Source organism: Aeromicrobium sp. Sec7.5, from assembly GCF_036867135.1.
Classification (GTDB): domain Bacteria; phylum Actinomycetota; class Actinomycetes; order Propionibacteriales; family Nocardioidaceae; genus Aeromicrobium.
Genome location: NZ_JBAJIJ010000001.1, coordinates 1,459,344 through 1,477,880, shown reverse-complemented (window position 1 = coordinate 1,477,880; position 18,537 = coordinate 1,459,344). Strand labels below are relative to the sequence as shown.

At 71.3% G+C, this 18,537-nt stretch carries 12 protein-coding genes; 4 read left to right on the top strand and 8 right to left on the bottom strand.

Annotated elements, in window-relative coordinates; genetic code table 11:
- Positions 1–133 precede the first annotated feature (133 nt).
- From V6S66_RS07320 to V6S66_RS07305, 4 genes are all read left to right on the top strand, one after another.
- On the top strand, positions 134–1,489 hold the full coding sequence (locus V6S66_RS07320; protein ID WP_334206087.1) for a 3-oxoacyl-ACP reductase: 1,356 nt from the start codon (positions 134–136) through the stop codon (positions 1,487–1,489).
- 1 nt (position 1,490) lies between these two features.
- Positions 1,491–2,372, top strand: coding sequence for a MaoC family dehydratase (locus V6S66_RS07315; protein ID WP_334206086.1), 882 nt, complete (start codon positions 1,491–1,493; stop codon positions 2,370–2,372).
- 58 nt (positions 2,373–2,430) lie between these two features.
- The gene (locus V6S66_RS07310) at positions 2,431–4,635 is read left to right on the top strand and encodes a CocE/NonD family hydrolase (protein WP_334206085.1); all 2,205 of its coding nucleotides are present in this window, start codon (positions 2,431–2,433) and stop codon (positions 4,633–4,635) included.
- A gap of 69 nt (positions 4,636–4,704) precedes the next feature.
- Complete coding sequence (locus V6S66_RS07305) at positions 4,705–6,588, top strand: CocE/NonD family hydrolase (RefSeq protein WP_334206084.1); 1,884 nt, start codon at positions 4,705–4,707, stop codon at positions 6,586–6,588.
- On the opposite strand, the gene V6S66_RS07300 is transcribed toward V6S66_RS07305, so the two are convergent.
- The 8 genes from V6S66_RS07300 to V6S66_RS07265 all read right to left on the bottom strand — a co-directional run bounded on the left by V6S66_RS07300 (position 6,589) and on the right by V6S66_RS07265 (position 18,504).
- Positions 6,589–7,449, bottom strand: coding sequence for an acyl-CoA thioesterase (locus tag V6S66_RS07300; RefSeq protein ID WP_334206083.1), 861 nt, complete (start codon positions 7,447–7,449; stop codon positions 6,589–6,591).
- Positions 7,450–7,475: 26 nt separating this feature from the next.
- Positions 7,476–8,489, bottom strand: coding sequence for a proteasome assembly chaperone family protein (locus tag V6S66_RS07295; protein WP_334206082.1), 1,014 nt, complete (start codon positions 8,487–8,489; stop codon positions 7,476–7,478).
- Between the two features lie 13 nt (positions 8,490–8,502).
- Complete coding sequence (gene dxs, locus V6S66_RS07290; protein ID WP_334206081.1) at positions 8,503–10,416, bottom strand: 1-deoxy-D-xylulose-5-phosphate synthase; 1,914 nt, start codon at positions 10,414–10,416, stop codon at positions 8,503–8,505.
- A gap of 41 nt (positions 10,417–10,457) precedes the next feature.
- Positions 10,458–10,964 carry a flavin reductase gene (locus tag V6S66_RS07285; RefSeq protein WP_334206080.1) on the bottom strand — a complete coding sequence of 169 codons (507 nt, stop codon included), beginning with the start codon at positions 10,962–10,964 and terminating at the stop codon, positions 10,458–10,460.
- Positions 10,965–11,038: 74 nt separating this feature from the next.
- Positions 11,039–13,834: an aconitate hydratase AcnA gene (gene acnA / locus V6S66_RS07280; protein ID WP_334206079.1), complete on the bottom strand. Its 2,796-nt coding sequence runs from the start codon at positions 13,832–13,834 to the stop codon at positions 11,039–11,041.
- 168 nt (positions 13,835–14,002) lie between these two features.
- Positions 14,003–14,749 carry an RDD family protein gene (locus V6S66_RS07275; RefSeq protein WP_334206078.1) on the bottom strand — a complete coding sequence of 249 codons (747 nt, stop codon included), beginning with the start codon at positions 14,747–14,749 and terminating at the stop codon, positions 14,003–14,005.
- Positions 14,750–14,780: 31 nt separating this feature from the next.
- Positions 14,781–17,303, bottom strand: coding sequence for an SCO7613 C-terminal domain-containing membrane protein (locus tag V6S66_RS07270; protein WP_334206077.1), 2,523 nt, complete (start codon positions 17,301–17,303; stop codon positions 14,781–14,783).
- Between the two features lie 31 nt (positions 17,304–17,334).
- A complete protein-coding gene (locus V6S66_RS07265) occupies positions 17,335–18,504 on the bottom strand; it encodes a class I SAM-dependent RNA methyltransferase (RefSeq protein WP_442885919.1) in 1,170 nt (389 codons plus the stop codon).
- Between the last annotated feature and the right edge of the window lie 33 nt (positions 18,505–18,537).

The window sequence follows — 18,537 nt, the reverse complement described above, 5'->3', positions numbered from 1 at the left end:
TCGAATGTGTCGATGATGGTCACGGAACGTGACATGTGCCTCGTCGTGCCGGAGTGGACCGGTACTGTCACACGAGGTTACAGTCAGGTGTCGGATTCAGATACCACCGGTATTCGAGAGATAGGACACACCCGTGAGCGATCGTTACCAAGATCTCGCGCACAACCCCGTCGGCAAGTTCCTGGTCAAGAACCTGGGCCTGCCGAACCCGCCCTACCTCGACCGGTACGCCGGCGGCCCGCTGGTCAAGGGCAGCGTCCTCACGGGCAGCGCCACCACCGGGGCGGCGGGACCGGTCAGCAAGGCCATCACCGCGGCGCTGAAGGCGTACGGCATCGACTCCACCGGGGTCCGGGCCGACGGCAAGAAGTACAAGGGCCTCGTCTTCGACGCCACCGGTATCGACTCCGCAGCCGGCCTGGTGGCCCTGCAGGAGTTCTTCACCCCCGTCCTGCGCCAGGTGGCCTCGAGCGGCCGCGTCGTCGTGATCGGCGCCGACCCGGAGCAGGCCGCCACCGAGGGCGCGGCCATCGCCCAGCGCGCGCTCGAGGGATTCTCGCGCTCGCTCGGCAAGGAGATCGGGGGCGGCTCGACCGTCAACCTCGTCTACGTCTCCCAGGGTGCCGAGAAGACGGTGGGCTCCACGCTCGGCTTCCTCCTCTCCCCCAAGTCGGCCTACGTCTCGGGCCAGGTCGTGCGCCTCGGCACGACGGGCATCACGAAGGCGCCGGCCGTCAAGGACGTCACCAAGCCGCTGGCCGGCAAGGTCGCGCTCGTCACGGGCGCCTCGCGCGGTCTCGGTGAGGCCGACATGCGCACGCTGGCCCGCGACGGCGCCACCGTGATCGGGCTCGACGTCCCGCCGCTCGCCGACGACCTCAAGGCCCTGGCCGAGGAGCTCGGTGGCGGCTACATCGTCGGCGACATCACCTCGCCCGACGCCCCGGCCGAGATCGCCGAGTACATCCAGAAGCACCACGGCGCGATCGACATCATCGTCCACAACGCCGGCATCACGCGCGACAAGCGCCTGCGCAACATGAAGCCGGAGAACTGGCAGCTCGTCGTCGAGATCTCGGTCGGCGCGCCGCAGCGCATCACCGACCAGCTGCTCGAGCAGGGCCTGATCAACGAGGGTGGCTCCATCGTCGGCATCGCGTCGATCGCGGGCATCGCCGGCAACAACGGGCAGACCAACTACGCCTCGGCCAAGGCCGGCGTGATCGGCTGGATCCAGTCGCTCTCCCAGCGCGTCGCCGACCGCGGCATCACGGCCAACGTCATCGCCCCCGGGTTCATGGAGACCGAGATGGTCAAGACCATCCCGCTCGGCATCCGCGAGGCCGGCCGTCGCATGAACTCGATGTCGCAGGGCGGCCTGCCCGTCGACGTCGCCGAGACCATCGCGTGGCTCGCGAGCCCCGGCTCGGCCACCGTCAGCGGCAACGTGATCGGCGTCAACGGCCAGATGCTGATCGGCGCGTCCTGACATGGTGACGCGCACCTTCGCCAAGGCGCCGTCGACGGCACCCCTCATGCTGAAGGCGGCCCTGCCGGCCATCCCGGGCGTCGGGTCCCTGCCGGGCGTCAAGCACGCCTCGGGTGGTGCTCCGGACCTCGTCCTGCAGCGCACGGGCGTCACGACCGATCCCGCCCACCTGGAGCGGTACCGCGAGGTCTGCGGCTTCGGGCGCGGGGAGGCCCTGCCGGCCACCTACCCGCACATGGCGGCGTTCGGGCTCCACATGTCGCTCATGACCGACACGGCGTTCCCGTTCGCGCCGATGGGCCTGGTGCACCTGCGCAACACGATCACGCAGCACCGCCCACTCACGGCCGACGAGACGTTCGACGTCTCGGTGCGTGCCGCCGACCTGCGCCCGCACCCGAAGGGGCGTCTGATCGACCTCCTGACCGACGTCACGGTCGACGGTGAGGTCGTCTGGACCGAGGTCACCACGCTGTTCGCGCGTGGTCGCGGTGGCGAGGCCGAGGCGACTCCTGCCCCGCTGGAGGGTCTCGAGGCCCCCAACGGCGTCGTGCACTGGAAGCTCGCGGGCAACCTGGGCCGTCGTTACGGCGCCGTGTCAGGGGATCGCAACCCGATCCACCTGTACCCGCTCACGGCGAAGGCGTTCGGGTTCCCGACCAACATCGCGCACGGCATGTGGACCAAGGCGCATGCCCTCGCGGCGCTGGCCAACCGCCTGCCGGACGCGTTCCGGATCGACGTCGAGTTCAAGAAGCCGATCCTGCTGCCGACCACCGTGGTGTTCGGTTCGCGCGAGTCCGGCGGCTCGATCGACCTCGGGGTCGTGGGGGCGCGCAAGCCCGTCACGCACATGGTCGGCCGGGTCACCCCGCTCGCCTGAGGACTGCGGTAACTGGGCGTCTACTGTGTCGTTGGTCACCACGACACCGGAGGTTCTCATGCGTCTCTTGACGGCTGCCGCCCTGACGGCCGCTGCGCTCGTCGCCCCCGTGGCGGCGACGGCGGCTCCCCCGATCCCGACGTCGGCAGCAGCAGCTGCGGTCGCCACCGCACCGGCCGCGCCGGCCGGCTCCGGCTGGGAGCCGCGGCCCGAGGAGCACCCCGCAACCGTCGTCGAGACCGACCTCGAGATCCCGACGTCCGACGGCACCGTCCTCCTGGCCGACCTGAAGCGCCCGGTCGACGCCGACGGCCAGGTCGTCGACGCCGCACTGCCGGTCGTCGTGACGATCACGGCCTACAGCAAGACCGTGATCGGCAGCCCCAGCGGCGCGACCCTCGGCGGCGCCGATCCGGAGTTCCTCGTCAAGCGTGGCTACCTCCAGCTCACGGTCGACGCCCGCGGCACCGGTAGCTCCGGCGGCACCTGGCAGGTCTTCGGCGAGCGGGAGCAGCTCGACGCCAAGGAGATCGTCGAGTGGGCGGCCCAGCAGCCGTGGAGCAACGGGTCGGTCGCGATGTCGGGGCCGTCGTACATGGGCATCAGCCAGCTCTTCGCGGCCGGACAGAACCCCGAGGGACTGAAGGCGATCTTCCCCCAGGTGCCCACCGCCGAGGTGTACCGCGACATCGTTGCCTCCGGCGGCCAGCTCGACACGGGCTTCATGCCGCTGTGGCTCGGACTGGTCAACCTGACCGGCCTCGTGCCGTCGACGTCACCCCAGGCGGTCGAGAATCTCCTGACCCACCTCGTCGGCAACGGCGCGTCGTCGATCCAGCTGCTGCTCGAGGCGGCGCTGGGCGGACCCCAGGCGTACGACGGCGAGTTCTACGAGTCGCGGAGCACGATCACGAACTCCGTGCCGAACATCGACGTGCCGACGTTCCTGATCGGCGGCGAGTACGACTTGTTCCAGCGCGGCACGCCGCTGGTCTACCAGGCCCTGCGCGAGCGGGGCGTCCCGGTCAAGATGATCCTCGGACCGTGGGACCACCTCCAGGGCTCCAACGGCCAAGGCGTCCCGGACGCCGGCCTGGGCACCCTCGGCGAGCTGCAGCTGCGCTGGTTCGACCACTACGTCAAGGGACTGCCCGACCCGGCGCTGGACTCCGACCTGCCGAGCTTCTCCTACTACGAGCTCGGGTCCGGCCAGTGGCAGTACCGCGACTCCTACCTGAGCGACCAGACGGCGGCCTCGTTCAAGCTGTCCGGCAGCTCGACCACGCTGGGCGGCGCGAGCGGTCAGCTCACCCAGGGCGAGGTCGTCGCGGGGTCGTCGCAGATCCTCCCGATCCCGGTGGCCGGGCTGTGCTCGCGCAGCACCTCGCAGTGGACCGCGGGCGTGCTGAACCTGATCGGCGCCTGGGAGGCCTGCAACCAGAACGCCGCGCTCAACGACGCCACCGGAGTCGTCTACGAGACAGCCCCGCTGACGAGCGACCTGAACATCCTCGGACCCATCAACGCGCGCCTGTACACCTCGAGCACGACTGGCGACGGGATGCTCTCGGTCAGCGTCTCGCGGGTCACCCCCGACGGTGTCGTCGACCGGCTCACGGGCGGGTGGCAGGTCATCTCCCTGGCCGAGCTCGACGAGTCGCGGTCCGTCACGCTCGACGGCGAGATCATCCAGCCGTGGCACCCGTTCACCCAGGAGTCGCGTCGGGTCCTCGCACCGGGCGAGATCGTGCCGGTCGACGTCGAGGTCTTCCCGACCGGCGCGGTGGTCAACGAGGGCGAACGCCTCCGGATCTCGGTCCAGTCGTTCGACACGCCGCACCTGCTCTCGCCCCTGACCAACCTGGCGGGCCAGCTGGGCGTCATCACGATCCACAACGATGCCGAGCACCCGTCACGCCTCACGTTGCCGACCCTCGGCACCTCCGGTTCCGACAACGCCGAGGCGGAGTCGGCCGTGCTGGAGGACGTGCGGTCGGCGCTCGACGCCGCCGACACCAGTGCGGCGGCCGGCCCCGGACCCGGTTCCGGCTACGACGGCGGCGAGGTCACCGGCTCCCCCGAGGGCGACACCAGCGACTCGTTCGTGCCCGGGTACACCGCGACGGCCGCGACGACCGGCCCTGGTACCGCGAGCGGTCTGCCGATCGCGTGGCTGCTGCTCCTCGGTGCCGGCACCCTGGCCGCTGCCTCGGTGGTGCGTCACCGGTTCCTCGGCCGAGCGCGTGAGCACACGCGGCACTGATTGGTACATCCGTACAAGAAAGTTGCTCTCGACCCGTGACCGTGGTCACTTCACGGCGTTGAAGGGTATGTGAACCCTCTCCTGCGTCGACTCCGCGTCGCCTCCGCCCTGGTCCTCCTGGCACCGTTGCTCGTCGCGACGACCGCGATGCCGGCGGCCGCCGACACCACGACGCAGGAGGAGCGGGTCACCGTCTCCGACGGGGTCGAGCTGCAGACGACCCTGACGAGCCAGGGCCCCGCCACGGCCCGGCCCACCGTGATCGAGTTCAGCCCCTACGGGCCGGGCTCGGCGACCTTCATGCCCGACGGCAGCTACAACCACCTCCTGGTGCAGCTGCGCGGCACCGGGGCCAGCTCCGGCGGCTTCGACGCCCTCGGTCCGCGCAGCCAGCAGGACGTGTCGGAGGTCCTCCAGTGGGCGTGCGGCCAGCCCTGGAGCAACGGACGGCTCGGCGTCCACGGGTTCTCCGCCAGCGCGATCATGATCTACAACTCGATGCACCTCGAGCTGCCCTGCGTCGACACCGCGACCCTGCGCTCCGGGACGTTCGAGCTCTACCGCGACCTGCTCGTGCCGGGCGGCGTCAGCAACATCGTCCCCGGCGCCGCCGTGATCCTCGGCATCGGCGCCCTGGCGCTCGCCCAGGGACCCAACCGGCTGGCCAACGACCCGGTCGGCTCCCTCGACGCCGTGACCGGCCTGCTCGACAGCGGACTCCAGGCCGGCTTCCTGCACCCGACGCTCGACACCTTCTGGCAGGAGCGCGGCTTCCGCGGGGACGCCAACGACCTGCCGATCCTCGCGATCAACGGCATCTTCGACGTGGAGTCGCGCGGCGCGTTCCAGGGCTACCAGGAGCTGCGCGACAACGGATCGCACCTGTTGCTCGCGGGCGGACACGACGGGTTCCCGGCCGGCACCGACAACGGTCAGGCCGACATGCAGGCCTGGTACGACCACTACCTGCGCGACATGGACAACGGCATCACCGAGGACCCCGCCGTGCAGCTGACGCTGGCGGACGGCGACCGCCGCGACATGCTCGCGGGCCAGTACCTGAGTCGGGACGGTGCCGACTGGCCGCTGCCGGGGACGACCTGGGCCGCGCTGAACCTCGACGCGACCCGCAGCGGCACGGCGGCGACCCTGAACGACGGCACCCTGACGCTCGGCACGCCCCAGCAGTCGGCGGCGCAGTCGTACCTTCCCCTCCCCTCGAGCCCGCTGGCGACCGACTCCCCCACGACGTCGCTGCTCGACGCGGCCGGCCTGCAGCTGCTGACCTCGCAGCTCCCCGGCCTGACCGACATGAACGGCCTCGTCGGACTGCCGGGCCTGAGCTACACGACGCCGGCGCTCACGCAGAACGTGGTCTCGGCCGGACCCGCCTCGCTGCAGGTCCGCCTGTCGACGACGTCGCCGGAGACGGCCATCTGGGCCGTGGTCTCCGACGTCCACCCCGACGGCACCGCGCACCCTCTGACGGTCGGTCGCCTGCTGTCGTCGTTCCCGAACGTCGTCGAGGAGAAGTCGCTCAAGGACCAGAACGGCACGATCGTGCAGCCGTACGGCGACTACAGCGTCAAGACGCCGCTGGCCGGCTTCCTCAGCTCGCGGCTGTACCAGGTCGAGATGTGGCCCGTCGCCAACCGCTTCAAGGCGGGTCACCGCATCCGACTGGACATCGTGGGCGCCTCGGCGTTCTCACTGCCCACGGTCCCCGGCCTCAACACCGTCGAGGTCGGAGGCACCAGCGGCTCGCGGCTGTTGTTCCCGGTGCTGCCGGAGAGCGACCTCGCCACGGCGCTGCCCGTCGCACCTCCGGCGACACCGTCCGCACCGGCACCGGTGCCGACGCCCGTCGCCGCGCTGACGACCACCGTCACCTCGCTGCTCTCCAGCGTCCTGGGCCTGCTGCCGTCGCTCGGCCTGCTGCTGGGTCGTCGCTAGCTAGACCTGCCGGATGAGGCCCTCCTGGGCCACGGTCGCCACCAGGGCACCGCGCTCGTCGAACACGCGCGCGGTGCTGAGGCCGCGGGCCCCCGAGGCCGACGGCGACGACTGGTCGTAGAGCATCCAGCCGTCCACCGCGACCGGCCGGTGGAACCAGATCACGTGGTCGAGGGAGGCGGGCTGGATGTTCGGCGACCCGATGTAGACGCCGTGCGGCACGAGCGAGGCGCCCAGCAGGCTCAGGTCGCTGATGTAGGTGAACGCGGCGTTGTGGATCAGGCGCGACGGCGGCAGCTGGCCCGAGGCCTTGAACCAGAGGCGCTGCACGACGAGTCGCCCGCTGGCGTCGCGGGCGGCGTCCGACCGGTTGTCACCGACGTAGCGCAGGTCGAACGACGACCACTCACGGCTCCACTGCTCGGCGTACTCCGGGCCGCGGGCCTTGACGATCTCGCCCAGCGGGATGGCGTCGTCGGGCGACGGCACGTCCGGCAAGGGGTCCTGGTGCTCGAAGCCCGGCTCCTCGACCTGGAACGAGGCCGTCATGTAGAAGATGATCTTGCCGTGCTGACGGGCGGCGACCCGACGGGTCGTGAAGGAGCGGCCGTCGCGCACGTTCTCGACGTCGTAGACGATCGGGATGCTGGGGTCGCCCCCGAGGATGAAGTAGATGTGCAGCGAGTGCAGGTGCCGGTCGTCCGGCACCGTGTTCTGCGCCGCGACCACCGCCTGGGCCGCGACCTGCCCGCCGAAGACGCGCTTCAGCATCGAGCTCTGGGGCTGGCGACCGCGGAAGAGTCCGACCTCGAGCTGTTCGAGCTCGAGCAGGTCCAGCAGTTCAGTGAGAGAGGCAGGCACGACGCGATCCTAGCGACCCGCAGGACTCAGGAGTCGCCGTTCTTGCGCTGGCGCGCCAGGTACTCCTCGAACTGGCCGGCGAGCTCGTCGGCACTCGGGAGGTCCTCGTCGCTCGCGAGCAACGACTGGGCCGCGCCGCGGGTGAACGCGTCGTACTGCTGCTCGAGCCCGCTCACCAGCTCGGCACCGTGCTGGTCCTCGATCTGCGACTCGATCTCGACCATCGCGCTCGCGTGGCGCTCACGCAGCGGGGTCAGGTCGATCTGGAGTCCGAGCCGGTCGGTGACCGCCTCGAGCAGCACGACCGCCGCGCCGGGGTAGTCGACCTGGGCGAGGTAGTGCGGGACGTGCGCGACGTAGCCGGCGGCCTCGTGACCCCACGAACCGAGCCGGTACTCGAGCATCGACTGGGCCGACGAGGGCACGACGAGCTCGGCCGACCAGAGGTTGGTGCGGTCGATCAGCTCCGGCGAGGTGCCGTGCGCCGTGACGAGCATCGGACGGGTGTGCGGCACCCCCATCGGGACCGATCCCAGGCTCAGGGTCAGGTCGATGTCGAGGTCGTCGATGACCTGCCTGACCTCGGCGGCGAACCGCTCCCACAGGAAGTCAGGCTCGGGACCTGCCAGCACGAAGAACGGGCGCCCCGTGAGGTCGTGCTCCAGCACGACGTCGAGGCGCGGGGCGTCGTAGTCGAGGTAGTGGTCCTTGTGGAACCGCAGCGTCGGGCGACGGGCGCGGTAGTCGAACATCGCGTCGATGTCGAAGGAGTGGACCACGTCGCCGTGCCCCGACAACAGGTGCTCGGCCGCGATCCGCGATCCCCCACCTGCGGAAAGGAAGCCGTCGAGCGCCACGACCAGGACCGTCTGGTCGTTCGGCGAGAGGGCGTCGGGATCGATCAGCTCGTCCGGGGCCGGCACGTCGAGGTTCAGCTCGTCGGAGCTTGCCTGGTCGGAGCTCAGCCGGTCGGAGCCCGGCTGATCGGAGTTCGGGGGGACGTCGTCGGGCGTGTCGTCACGCTTCAAAGGCCACTTCATCGTCAACCGCGCCCTAGTCCTCGTTGTTCCCGGCGCCGGGCAGGCAGCGGAGGGCGTCGTCGGCGATGGCCGGCGCGGTGAGGCCGAGCCGCTCGAGCAGGACGTCGCGCTTGGCGTGCGGCAGGAACTCCTGGGCGATCGCATGGACCCGCACCGGCACACCGAGAGCTGCGTCGCTCACGGCCTGCACGAGGGTGGAGCCGACCCCGCCCTGGCGACCGTTGTCCTCGATCGTCACGACGAGGCGGTGACGGGCCGCGAGCTCGAGCAGCTGCGGCGGCAACGGCTTGACCCAACGCGGGTCGACGACCGTGCTGCGGACTCCCGCGTCGGCCAGGAGCTCCGCGGCGGCAAGCGCCATGTGCGCCATCGGGCCCACCCCGACCAGCAGCACCTGTGCGTCGTCGTCGCGGCGCAGCACGTCGACGACGCCGACCCGCTCCACGGCCTCGACGTCGTCGGGAACCGCACCCTTGGCGAAGCGGACGACCGACGGCGCGTCATCGATCTCGACGGCCTCCCGGAGGGCCTCACGCAGGCGGGCGCCGTCGCGGGGGGCGGACAGGTGCAGGCCCGGCACGAGCTGCAGCAGCGACATGTCCCACATGCCGTTGTGCGACGCGCCGTCGTCGCCCGTGACGCCCGCGCGGTCGAGGACGAACGTGACCCCGCAGCGGTGCAGGGCGGTGTCGAGGAGCACCTGGTCGAACGCGCGGTTCAGGAAGGTCGCGTAGACGGCCACGACGGGGTGGACACCACCCATCGCCAGGCCCGTGGCGCACGTGACAGCGTGCTGCTCGGCGATGCCGACGTCGAACACGCGGTCGGGGAACTTGTCGGCGAAGGCGTCGAGGCCCACCGGGTGCAGCATCGCGGCGGTGATGCCGACGACGTCGGTACGCTCGTCGGCGATCCGGACGATCTCGTCACGGAAGACCGAGGTCCAGCCGGCCGGGGCGACCGCGAGGGCGTCGCCGGTGAGGCGGTCGAACGGCACCGACTGGTGCATCTGGTCGTTCTCGTTGTCGACCGCGATGTCGTAGCCCTGGCCCTTGGTCGTGAGCACGTGCACCAGGACGGGCCCCGAGAACCGCTTGGCGGCCGTGAGCGCCGTCTCGAGCGCCACCCGGTCGTGACCGTCGACCGGTCCGATGTACTTGATGCCGAGGTCCTCGAACATGCCCTGCGGCGCCAGGGCGTCCTTGACGCCCTTCTTGACCGCGTGGAGTGCCTCGTAGGCCGCCGGGCCCAGCGCTCCCCCGCGTCCGGTGAGCCGCTCCTTGATGGCCTGGAGCGTGGGTTCGTAGCCGGGGCTCGTCCGGATGTGGGTGAGCCGCTGGGCGAGGCCGCCGACGGTGGGCCGGTACGACCGCCCGTTGTCGTTGACGACCACGACGAGCCGGCGGTCGCGGTGAGCCGCGATGTTGTTGAGGGCCTCCCAGGCCATGCCACCGGTCATGGCCCCGTCGCCGATCACGGCCACGACGTGCCGGTCCGAACCGGTCTGCTCGTGCGCCCGGGCGAGCCCGTCGGCGTAGGACAGGCTCGTGGAGGCGTGCGAGTTCTCGACCCAGTCGTGCTCGGACTCGGCGCGCGAGGGATAGCCCGAGAGGCCGGTCTCGGTGCGGAGGCCGTTGAAGTCCCGGGCCCGGCCCGTCAGCATCTTGTGCACGTAGCTCTGGTGGCCGGTGTCCCACACGACCTTGTCCTGCGGCGACTCGAACACGCGATGGATCGCCATCGTGAGCTCGACGACGCCGAGGTTGGGGCCCAGGTGTCCGCCACGCGTGGCCACCGCCGCGATCAGCAGCTCGCGAATCTCCTCGGCCAGCTGGTCCAGCTCGGCCGCGTCGAGTCGCTCGAGATCGCGCGGGCCCGAGATCCCGGCCAGGATCCCTCGGGCTTCCACAGCGTCGTTCGCAGCCATTCGGCCAGTCTACCGAGGCGGGCCCATGGTGCTGGGAGGCGTCAGCGGTAGGTGCCGCGCTCGTGCCGCAACGGAGCGACCTCGGCCAGGTCGACGGAGGCGAGCTCGACCTCGTGGCGCACCGACCATCCCGTCTCGTGGTCCGCGACCTGGCTGACGTGACCCCGCGCGACGGCGGACGCACCGGCCAGCTCGGGCCCGTGCGTGCCGTCGGTCCACCGTCCGACCGTGAACCGCCCACCGGGAGCCGGTGCCTGCCCGGCGAACACCTCGGCCAGCTCGCCCTGGCCCGGGCCCAGCACGTTCACGACGCACGGCACCCCGGTCGACAGCGCCTCCGCGAGATCCGACAACGGGTCGAGCATCATCAGGACGACTCCGGGATCGCCGTCGACGACGACCAGCGACGACACGGTGAGCCCGACGCGCGACCTACCGGTGCCGGTCGTCACGACGGCGACGCCCGCGGGCCACCGTCCGCGCAGCCGGCGCACGACCGAGCGCTCCCCCTCCGGCGGCAGGAACGGGTGCTCGTCGTGGATCGTCATGGCCCCATCCTGCCTCCCTCGACGCGACGCGGCCCCCTCCGTGTCGGAGGGGGCCGCGTCGTCAGGTGCTCAGCTCAGAGGAGCGAACGCAGCACGTACGGCATGATGCCGCCGTTGCGGTAGTAGTTCGCCTCGCCGGGGGTGTCGATGCGCACGACGGCGTCGAACTCGACATCGCCCGCCGTGACCTTGACGGTCTTGGGGGTGCGGCCCTCGTTGAGTCCGGTGATGCCCGTGAACTCGAAGGTCTCCTCACCCGTCAGGCCGAGGCTCTCGGCATCCTGGCCCTCGGGGTACTGCAGCGGCAGCACGCCCATGCCGATGAGGTTCGAGCGGTGGATGCGCTCGTAGCTCTCGGCGATGACGACCTTGACGCCCAGCAGCGCGGTGCCCTTGGCGGCCCAGTCGCGCGACGAGCCCGAGCCGTACTCCTTGCCGGCCAGCACCACGAGCGGGATGCCCGCCTCCTGGTAGTTCGCCGAGGCGTCGAAGACCGTGGTCACCTCGCCGTCGGTGCTGAAGTCGCGGGTGAAGCCGCCCTCGGTGCCCGGCGCGATCTGATTGCGCAGGCGGATGTTGGCGAACGTGCCACGGATCATGACCTCGTGGTTGCCGCGGCGCGAGCCGAGCGAGTTGAAGTCGCGCGGCTCCACGCCCTTCTCCATGAGGTACTTGCCGGCGGGGCTGTCCTTCTTGATGGCGCCCGCCGGGCTGATGTGGTCAGTCGTGACCGAGTCGCCGAGCTTCAGCAGCACCCGTGCGCCGCTGACGTCGGTGACGGGCGACGGCTCGAGCTCCATGCCCTCGAAGTACGGCGCCTTGCGGGCGTACGTGGAGTCCTCGTCCCACTCGAAGGTGTCACCCTCCGGCGTGGGCAGGTTCTGCCAGCGCTCGTCGCCCGCGAAGACGTCGGCGTACTCCGAGCTGAAGGTCTCCGAGGAGATCGACGACGCGATGACGTCCTCGACCTCGGTCGGCGACGGCCAGATGTCACGCAGGAAGACGTCGTTGCCGTCCTGGTCCTGACCGAGCGGAGCCGTCTGCAGGTCGGTGTCCATCGTGCCCGCCAGCGCGTACGCGATGACCAGCGGCGGCGACGCCAGGTAGTTCATCTTGATGTCGGGGTTGATGCGGCCCTCGAAGTTGCGGTTGCCCGACAGCACCGAGACGACGGCGAGGTCGCCGTCGTTGACGGCCTGGCTGACCTCGGGGATCAGCGGACCGGAGTTGCCGATGCACGTCGTGCAGCCGTAGCCCACGAGGTTGAAGCCGAGCTTGTCGAGGTACGGCGTCAGGCCCGACTTGTTGTAGTAGTCGGTGACGACCTTCGAGCCGGGCGCGAGCGTGGTCTTGACCCACGGCTTGCGGGACAGGCCCTTCTCGACGGCCTTCTTGGCCAGCAGCGCCGCGCCGATCATGACCGACGGGTTCGACGTGTTGGTGCAGGACGTGATGGCCGCGATCGTGACGGCGCCGTGATCGACCTCGAAGGACGTGCCGTCCTCGAGCGTCACGGTCTGCGGGTTGCTGGGGCGACCTGCACCGGACGGCGCCGGTGCGTCGGGCTTGTCGCCGTTCGTGCCGTCGGCGCTGCTGCTCGGGGCGTCGGAGGCCGGGAAGGACTCGTCGAGAGCCTCGTCGTAACCGTTGACACCCTGCTCGTCGTCGGTGGCGTAGTCGGCCAGCGCCGTGCGGAACGAGCCCTTGGCCTCGGTCAGCTCGACGCGGTCCTGCGGACGCTTCGGGCCGGCGATCGACGGGACGACCGTCGACAGGTCGAGCTCCAGGTACTCGCTGTAGCGCGGCTCGTGGTCGGCGTCGTGCCACAGGCCCTGGGCCTTGGCGTAAGCCTCGGTGAGCGCGATCTGGTCCTCGCTGCGGCCGGTGAGCCGCATGTACTTCGTGGTCTCGTCGTCGATCGGGAAGACCGCGATGGTGGAGCCGTACTCCGGGCTCATGTTGCCGATCGTGGCGCGGTTGGCCAGCGGCACGGCGCCGACACCGGGGCCGTAGAACTCGACGAACTTGCCGACGACACCGTGCTTGCGCAGCTGCTCGGTGATCGTGAGGACGAGATCGGTGGCGGTCGAGCCCTCGGGCAGCTCGCCGGAGAGCTTGAAGCCGACGACGCGCGGGATCAGCATGCTGATGGGCTGGCCGAGCATCGCGGCCTCCGCCTCGATGCCACCGACGCCCCAGCCGACGACACCGAGGCCGTTGACCATCGTGGTGTGCGAGTCGGTGCCGACGCAGGAGTCGGGGTAGGCGACCTGGCCGCCCTCGGCGTCCTTCGTGAAGACGACACGGGCCAGGTGCTCGATGTTGACCTGGTGCACGATGCCGGTTCCCGGCGGGACGACCTTGAAGTTGTCGAACGCGCCCTGGCCCCAGCGCAGGAACTTGTAGCGCTCGCCGTTGCGCTCGTACTCGATCTCGACGTTGCGCTCGAAGGCCTCGGGCGTGCCGAAGACGTCGGCGATGACCGAGTGGTCGATGACCATCTCGGCCGGAGCGAGGGGGTTGATCTTGGACGGGTCGCCGCCGAGCTCGACCATCGCCTCGCGCATCGTGGCGAGGTCGACGACGCACGGGACACCGGTGAAGTCCTGCATGATCACGCGGGCCGGCGTGAACTGGATCTCCTGCGTGGGCTCCGACGTCGGGTCCCACGCGCCGATCGCGCGGATGTCGTCAGCGGTGATGTCAGCGCCGTCCTCGGTGCGCAGCAGCGCCTCGAGGAGGATCTTGAGGCTGAACGGGAGGGATGCGACGTCGACGCCGTCACCCGAGACCGCGTCGAGGCGGTAGTAGTCGAACGAGGAGTCACCGACCTGCAGTGATTCCTTCGCGTTGAAGCTGTCGACGGACATGTGACGCATCTCCTTGGGGCCGATTTGTTTCCATCCTGCCGCGCCGAGCGGTGCGACCGCTCGCTCAGGTCTGCCTAACCACAGCGGGACCCCGGGGCGCAGGATGCCTGGTCAATAGTGTCTTGACATCAAGATACATGACGTCAAGACATCGGGCGACCCGGACGGTCACCACAGGCTGGGCACACGACCCACCAGGGGCCACAGGAAGCTCAGGTAGAGGCCGAAGACGACCAGCACGCCGAGCACGCCGATGGCGTCGATCGCCGCGAGCGCGTGCCGGTGGTGGGCCGTGGTCACGTCGTCGGAGTCGACGACCCGCGTGCCCGCGAGGCGATCGGCCAGGCCACGATCGGTGGGCAGGAGCAGCGGCACCACGATCACGAGGACGGCCAGGTAGGCGAACGCGCCCACGTGCCAGGCCTCGGGCGTCAGGCGACGCAGGACCGTCGGGAGACCGATCGGCAGGACCGCGAGCGCGAGGTCCAGCAGCCCGACCGCCACCACGCCGCGCCACAGCCCGCGGGCCCATCCCGCAGGACGGCCCGTGCGGACGTCGACGACCTGCAGGCCGGTGCGGTGCTTGCCGATGCTGTGGCCACGGATGCCCTGGCGCACCCCGTTGTTCCAGAGGAAGAAGAGCTCCGCGGCGATCAGGCCGCTCAGGATCAGGCCGTCCGACAGACCCACCGACCAGAAGGTCTCGTCGTCCTGGAGCACCACCGCCGCGACGGCGTAGAGCACGGCACCGGCGGAGAAGGCCGAGCAGAACACGAGCGCGTCGTGCAGGAGCGCGTCACGTCGGCGCTGGCGCAGGGTCAGCGGCTCCTGGGGCTCGTCGAGCCCGGCGTCCTCGCCCTCGACCCCACCGCCGACCGGGCTCGTGCCACTGGTGCCCCGCTGGCGCTCGGTCATCTGCCCATCATGGCCCCCGAGCGGGGTGCTGTCATCGCATTGAGCGGACGAATCGCGCCACGGCTCGACCGTCGCGGACCCGGTTCTCCCACGTGATGCCACCGATCAGCAGCAGCAGGCCCGCGCCTCCGATCAGCACCCACCGCGGCAGTCCCCATCCGTAGGGCGCGATCTCGACGATCGAGATCAGGAGCAGAGCGGCGCCCCCGAGCACGAACGGGGCCTGCCACCGCAGGGCGAGCCCCACCCCGACGAGCGCGAACGCGACCAGGCCCACGAGCAGGGCCCGGCACGACACGGGGTCCGCGAGCACGACCACCGTGCTGGGCACCAGGCCGAGGGCCAGTCCCCCACCGAGCGCTGCGAAGGTCCGCAACGACTCGTCGCGGCGCAGCGCCAGGGCACCGATACCGAGCGCGACCAGGGCGAACGGCACGGTGTACGCCTCGACCGTCGAGACGTCGGAGGCCACGAGCCTCAGGATCCAGGCCAGGCCGAGAAGCCCCGCGCCGACCCAGCGGGCCCAACGCCGACCCGGCACGAGCTGGCCCACGGCCACCGCGGTGACGCCTGACCCGGTGCACCACGCGGCCATCCAGGCGGCATCGCTCACGGTCGCCCCGGCCAGCAGGGTGATGGCAGCCGCGCCCGCACCGACGGCCTCGAACGGCAGGCCCGGCCGCCACGCGACCGGCGGCTGCTGGAACGCCGTTCCCACGACCGCGAGCAGCAGCGCCACGACCAGCACGATGCTCACCGCCGGCCGGAACGCGAGCTCGACGTCAGGGTGGGTGACCGCCAGCAGCGCCAGCAGCATGATCCACAGCGCTGCGGCGAAGGTCGCGACCGAGGCCGTGACCTCGGCCCCGCGCCGGATCCCGGCCAGGGCGAGCAGGACCAGGAGGCTGGCGGCCGCGGCCGCCACGAGACCGTCCCAGGTCGTGACGGTCAGGACGGGGGCCAGGGCCACGACGACGACGCCCACGATCTCCCAGGCCGCGCCGCACCACCGTGCGACGCTCACGAGGAGAACGCCGACGAGACCCACCGCGAGACCCAGGACGATCACGGGTGCGCCGGTCTCGGCGAGGACGGCCAGCACGGTCGAGGCCGCGACGATCCCAGCGACCACGACGACCTGTCGGGAGGCACGGCGGGCCATCTCGTCGGACCAGCGGGCCACGATCACCGACCCGGCCACGATCCCCGCTCCCCCGACGTACGCGGCCCACGGCTCGAGTCGACCGTCGCTCGTCAGGTCGCGGGTCGCCCGAAGGAACGGGAGGTCCCGGGGCCCCTTCACCGACTCGCCGAGCGTCGCGAGGATCGGGGCCAGGCCGGTGGTCCAGCCGAGGACCACGATGACGGCCAGTACGCCGCCTCCGATCAGCAGGCCCGTGCCCACGGGGCCGCCGGCGACCCACGGAACCAGGCGCAGCGCCACTGCGACCACGGTGAGGAGCGTCAGCCAGACGAACCAGGCCTGGCCGTCGAGGAGATCCGTCAGCGGCAGAGCGACGAGCAGCGCGAGCAGGAGCGTGGTGGCGGCGACCGACGCCTCACGCGCCGGACGCCAGGCCGCCGACGCCGCGACGACCACCGTCAGGAGGAGCAGCGGGAGCCCGTGGGCGTCACCGACGTACTGCCCCGGCTCACGACCGGCGGCGGCCTCGACGACGGCCGCGACGAACATCGCGGCACCCGTCGCAGCAGCCGTGATCCCGGCCACGACCGACCACACGTGCTGATGCAGGAGCAGCGCCAGGACCGCGACGGCACTCGCGAGGACCGTCAGGACCAGCAGTAGCCAGAACGGACGCACCCCGATGCCGTCGAGCGCCTCACCGATCGTGGCGACGACCGGCAGCAGGGCGAGCCCCGCGGCGACCTCGAGCGTGACGACCGGGTGGTCCGCCAGACGTCGGGAGGCGGCGCCGACCAGCGCGCTCGTGACCGACAGGAGCACCCACCAGGGCGCGGCGACCTGCCAGCCGGTGAGTCCGTCCAGGCCGAGCAGCCCCAGCCCGCACGCGGCGAACCAGTCCACCGACACGAACCCGGCGAACACGAGCCAGAGCGCCTCCGCGGAGCCCCGCAGCCCGCGGTGCAGGGCCCACCCACCGGCCGCTCCCACGACGGCCGTGAGCAGCGCGAGGATCGCGGCGCGCCCCCCGACCCCGACGACGCTCCAGGCGAAGGAGACGAAGATGACGGCCGCCAGCACCAGCAGGGCGGCGCCGAGGCCGAGGACGACCGAGCCGGCCGAGACGCCCGGGCCGGGAGGCGCGACCGGACCCGATCCGAAGCCCAGGATCGGCGGAGGGGCCACCGCCGGCGCCGGCGGCGGCGGCACCGAGGTCGGGGCGGCCGGCGTGGGAGTCGGGACGACGGCCCTGGCCCGCGCGGTGGCGACCAGCTCGTCGATCTGCTGCAGGTGGCTCCAGATCGCCGGGACCTCGGGTGACTCGACGTCGAACCCGCACACGGCGCAGCGCACCGCACCGTCGAGGACGGCGCGACAGTCCGGGCACCTCGTGGCATCGGCGTACCTCATGAACGGCTCCCCTCCCTCGACGGACTCCGGTCTATGACGCGCCAGACCCCTGCGGTGTTCCCGGGACAGCATCCAGCACCACGACGCACTCCACGTGATGGGTCATCGGGAACAGCGCGAACGCACGCAGGTCGCCGACCCGGTACCCCAGATCGGCGAACCGGGCCAGGTCGCGCGCGAGCGACGCCGGATCACACGACACGTATACGACGCGTCGGGCGCCGAGACCGGCGATGTCGCGGACGGCCTTCTTGGCGCCGGCGCGGGGCGGGTCCAGCACCACCACGTCGGCCGAGCCCAACGATCGTGTGACGCGTTCGGTGGCGCCCTGACGGACCTCCGCCTGGGGCAGGTCCGCGAGATTGCGGGCCGCCTCGGCCGAGGCTGCGCGGTCCCACTCGACGCTCACGACGTGACCGGTCGGGCCGACCTGCTCGGCGGCGAACGCCGAGAAGAGCCCGACGCCCGCGTACAGGTCGGCCACCCGGTCGCCGGGCCGGAGCTCGGCCGCGGCCAGCACGGCGTCCACGAGGGTCTCGGCCGCCCTTGGGTGCACCTGCCAGAAGCCGCCGGCCGCGACGCCGAAGCGCCGGTGGTGGACCTGCTCGGTGATCCGCCGCGGACCGCTGACCCGCCGGCCGTCGGCGACGATGGCGCGCTCGCCGGTCGAGGAGAGCACGGCCTCGACGCGCTCGGCACCGGGCGCCACCTCGGCGACCGGCGGCAGGTCCGGGTGCGCGATGCGGCAGCGGTCGATCGCGACGACGTCGTGGGACCGGTGGGCGCGCAGGCCGAGACGGCCGTCGGGGGCCCGGGTGTACTGCATCCTGGTGCGCCAGCCGAGATCCGGCTCGACCTCCTCGACCTCACCGTCCCAGGTCAGGCCCGCCAAGCGCTGCAGCTGCTCGCGGACCACGTCGCCGAGGAGGCGACGCTGGGCCTCAGGGCGCACGTGCTGGAAGTCGCAGCCACCACAGGTCGTCGCCCACGGGCACGGTGGTGTCACCCGGTCCGGCGAGGGCTCGAGCACCTCGATCGCGTCGGCGCGCAGGAAGCTCGACGAACGATCGGTGACGTGCAGCCGGACCCGCTCGCCGGGCAACGCATGGCGCACGAACACGACCTGACCGTCGAGCCGCGCCACGCAGTGGCCCCCGTGGGCGACGGGCCCGACCTCCACGACCGGCAGCTCCTCGGTCATCGGGCGCTCCGCGGTCGAGGAGTCGGTCTCCGC

What these genes read in the sequence shown, in the direction of transcription:
- V6S66_RS07315 (WP_334206086.1), top strand. Translation starts at nt 1,491, where the DNA reads ATGGTGACGCGCACCTTCGCCAAGGCGCCGTCGACGGCACCCCTCATG.
- V6S66_RS07310 (WP_334206085.1), top strand. Translation starts at nt 2,431, where the DNA reads ATGCGTCTCTTGACGGCTGCCGCCCTGACGGCCGCTGCGCTCGTCGCC.
- V6S66_RS07295 (WP_334206082.1), bottom strand. Translation starts at nt 8,489, where the DNA reads ATGAAGTGGCCTTTGAAGCGTGACGACACGCCCGACGACGTCCCCCCG.
- dxs (WP_334206081.1), bottom strand. Translation starts at nt 10,416, where the DNA reads ATGGCTGCGAACGACGCTGTGGAAGCCCGAGGGATCCTGGCCGGGATC.
- V6S66_RS07285 (WP_334206080.1), bottom strand. Translation starts at nt 10,964, where the DNA reads ATGACGATCCACGACGAGCACCCGTTCCTGCCGCCGGAGGGGGAGCGC.
- acnA (WP_334206079.1), bottom strand. Translation starts at nt 13,834, where the DNA reads ATGTCCGTCGACAGCTTCAACGCGAAGGAATCACTGCAGGTCGGTGAC.
- V6S66_RS07275 (WP_334206078.1), bottom strand. Translation starts at nt 14,749, where the DNA reads ATGACCGAGCGCCAGCGGGGCACCAGTGGCACGAGCCCGGTCGGCGGT.
- V6S66_RS07270 (WP_334206077.1), bottom strand. Translation starts at nt 17,303, where the DNA reads ATGAGGTACGCCGATGCCACGAGGTGCCCGGACTGTCGCGCCGTCCTC.
- V6S66_RS07265 (WP_442885919.1), bottom strand. Translation starts at nt 18,504, where the DNA reads ATGACCGAGGAGCTGCCGGTCGTGGAGGTCGGGCCCGTCGCCCACGGG.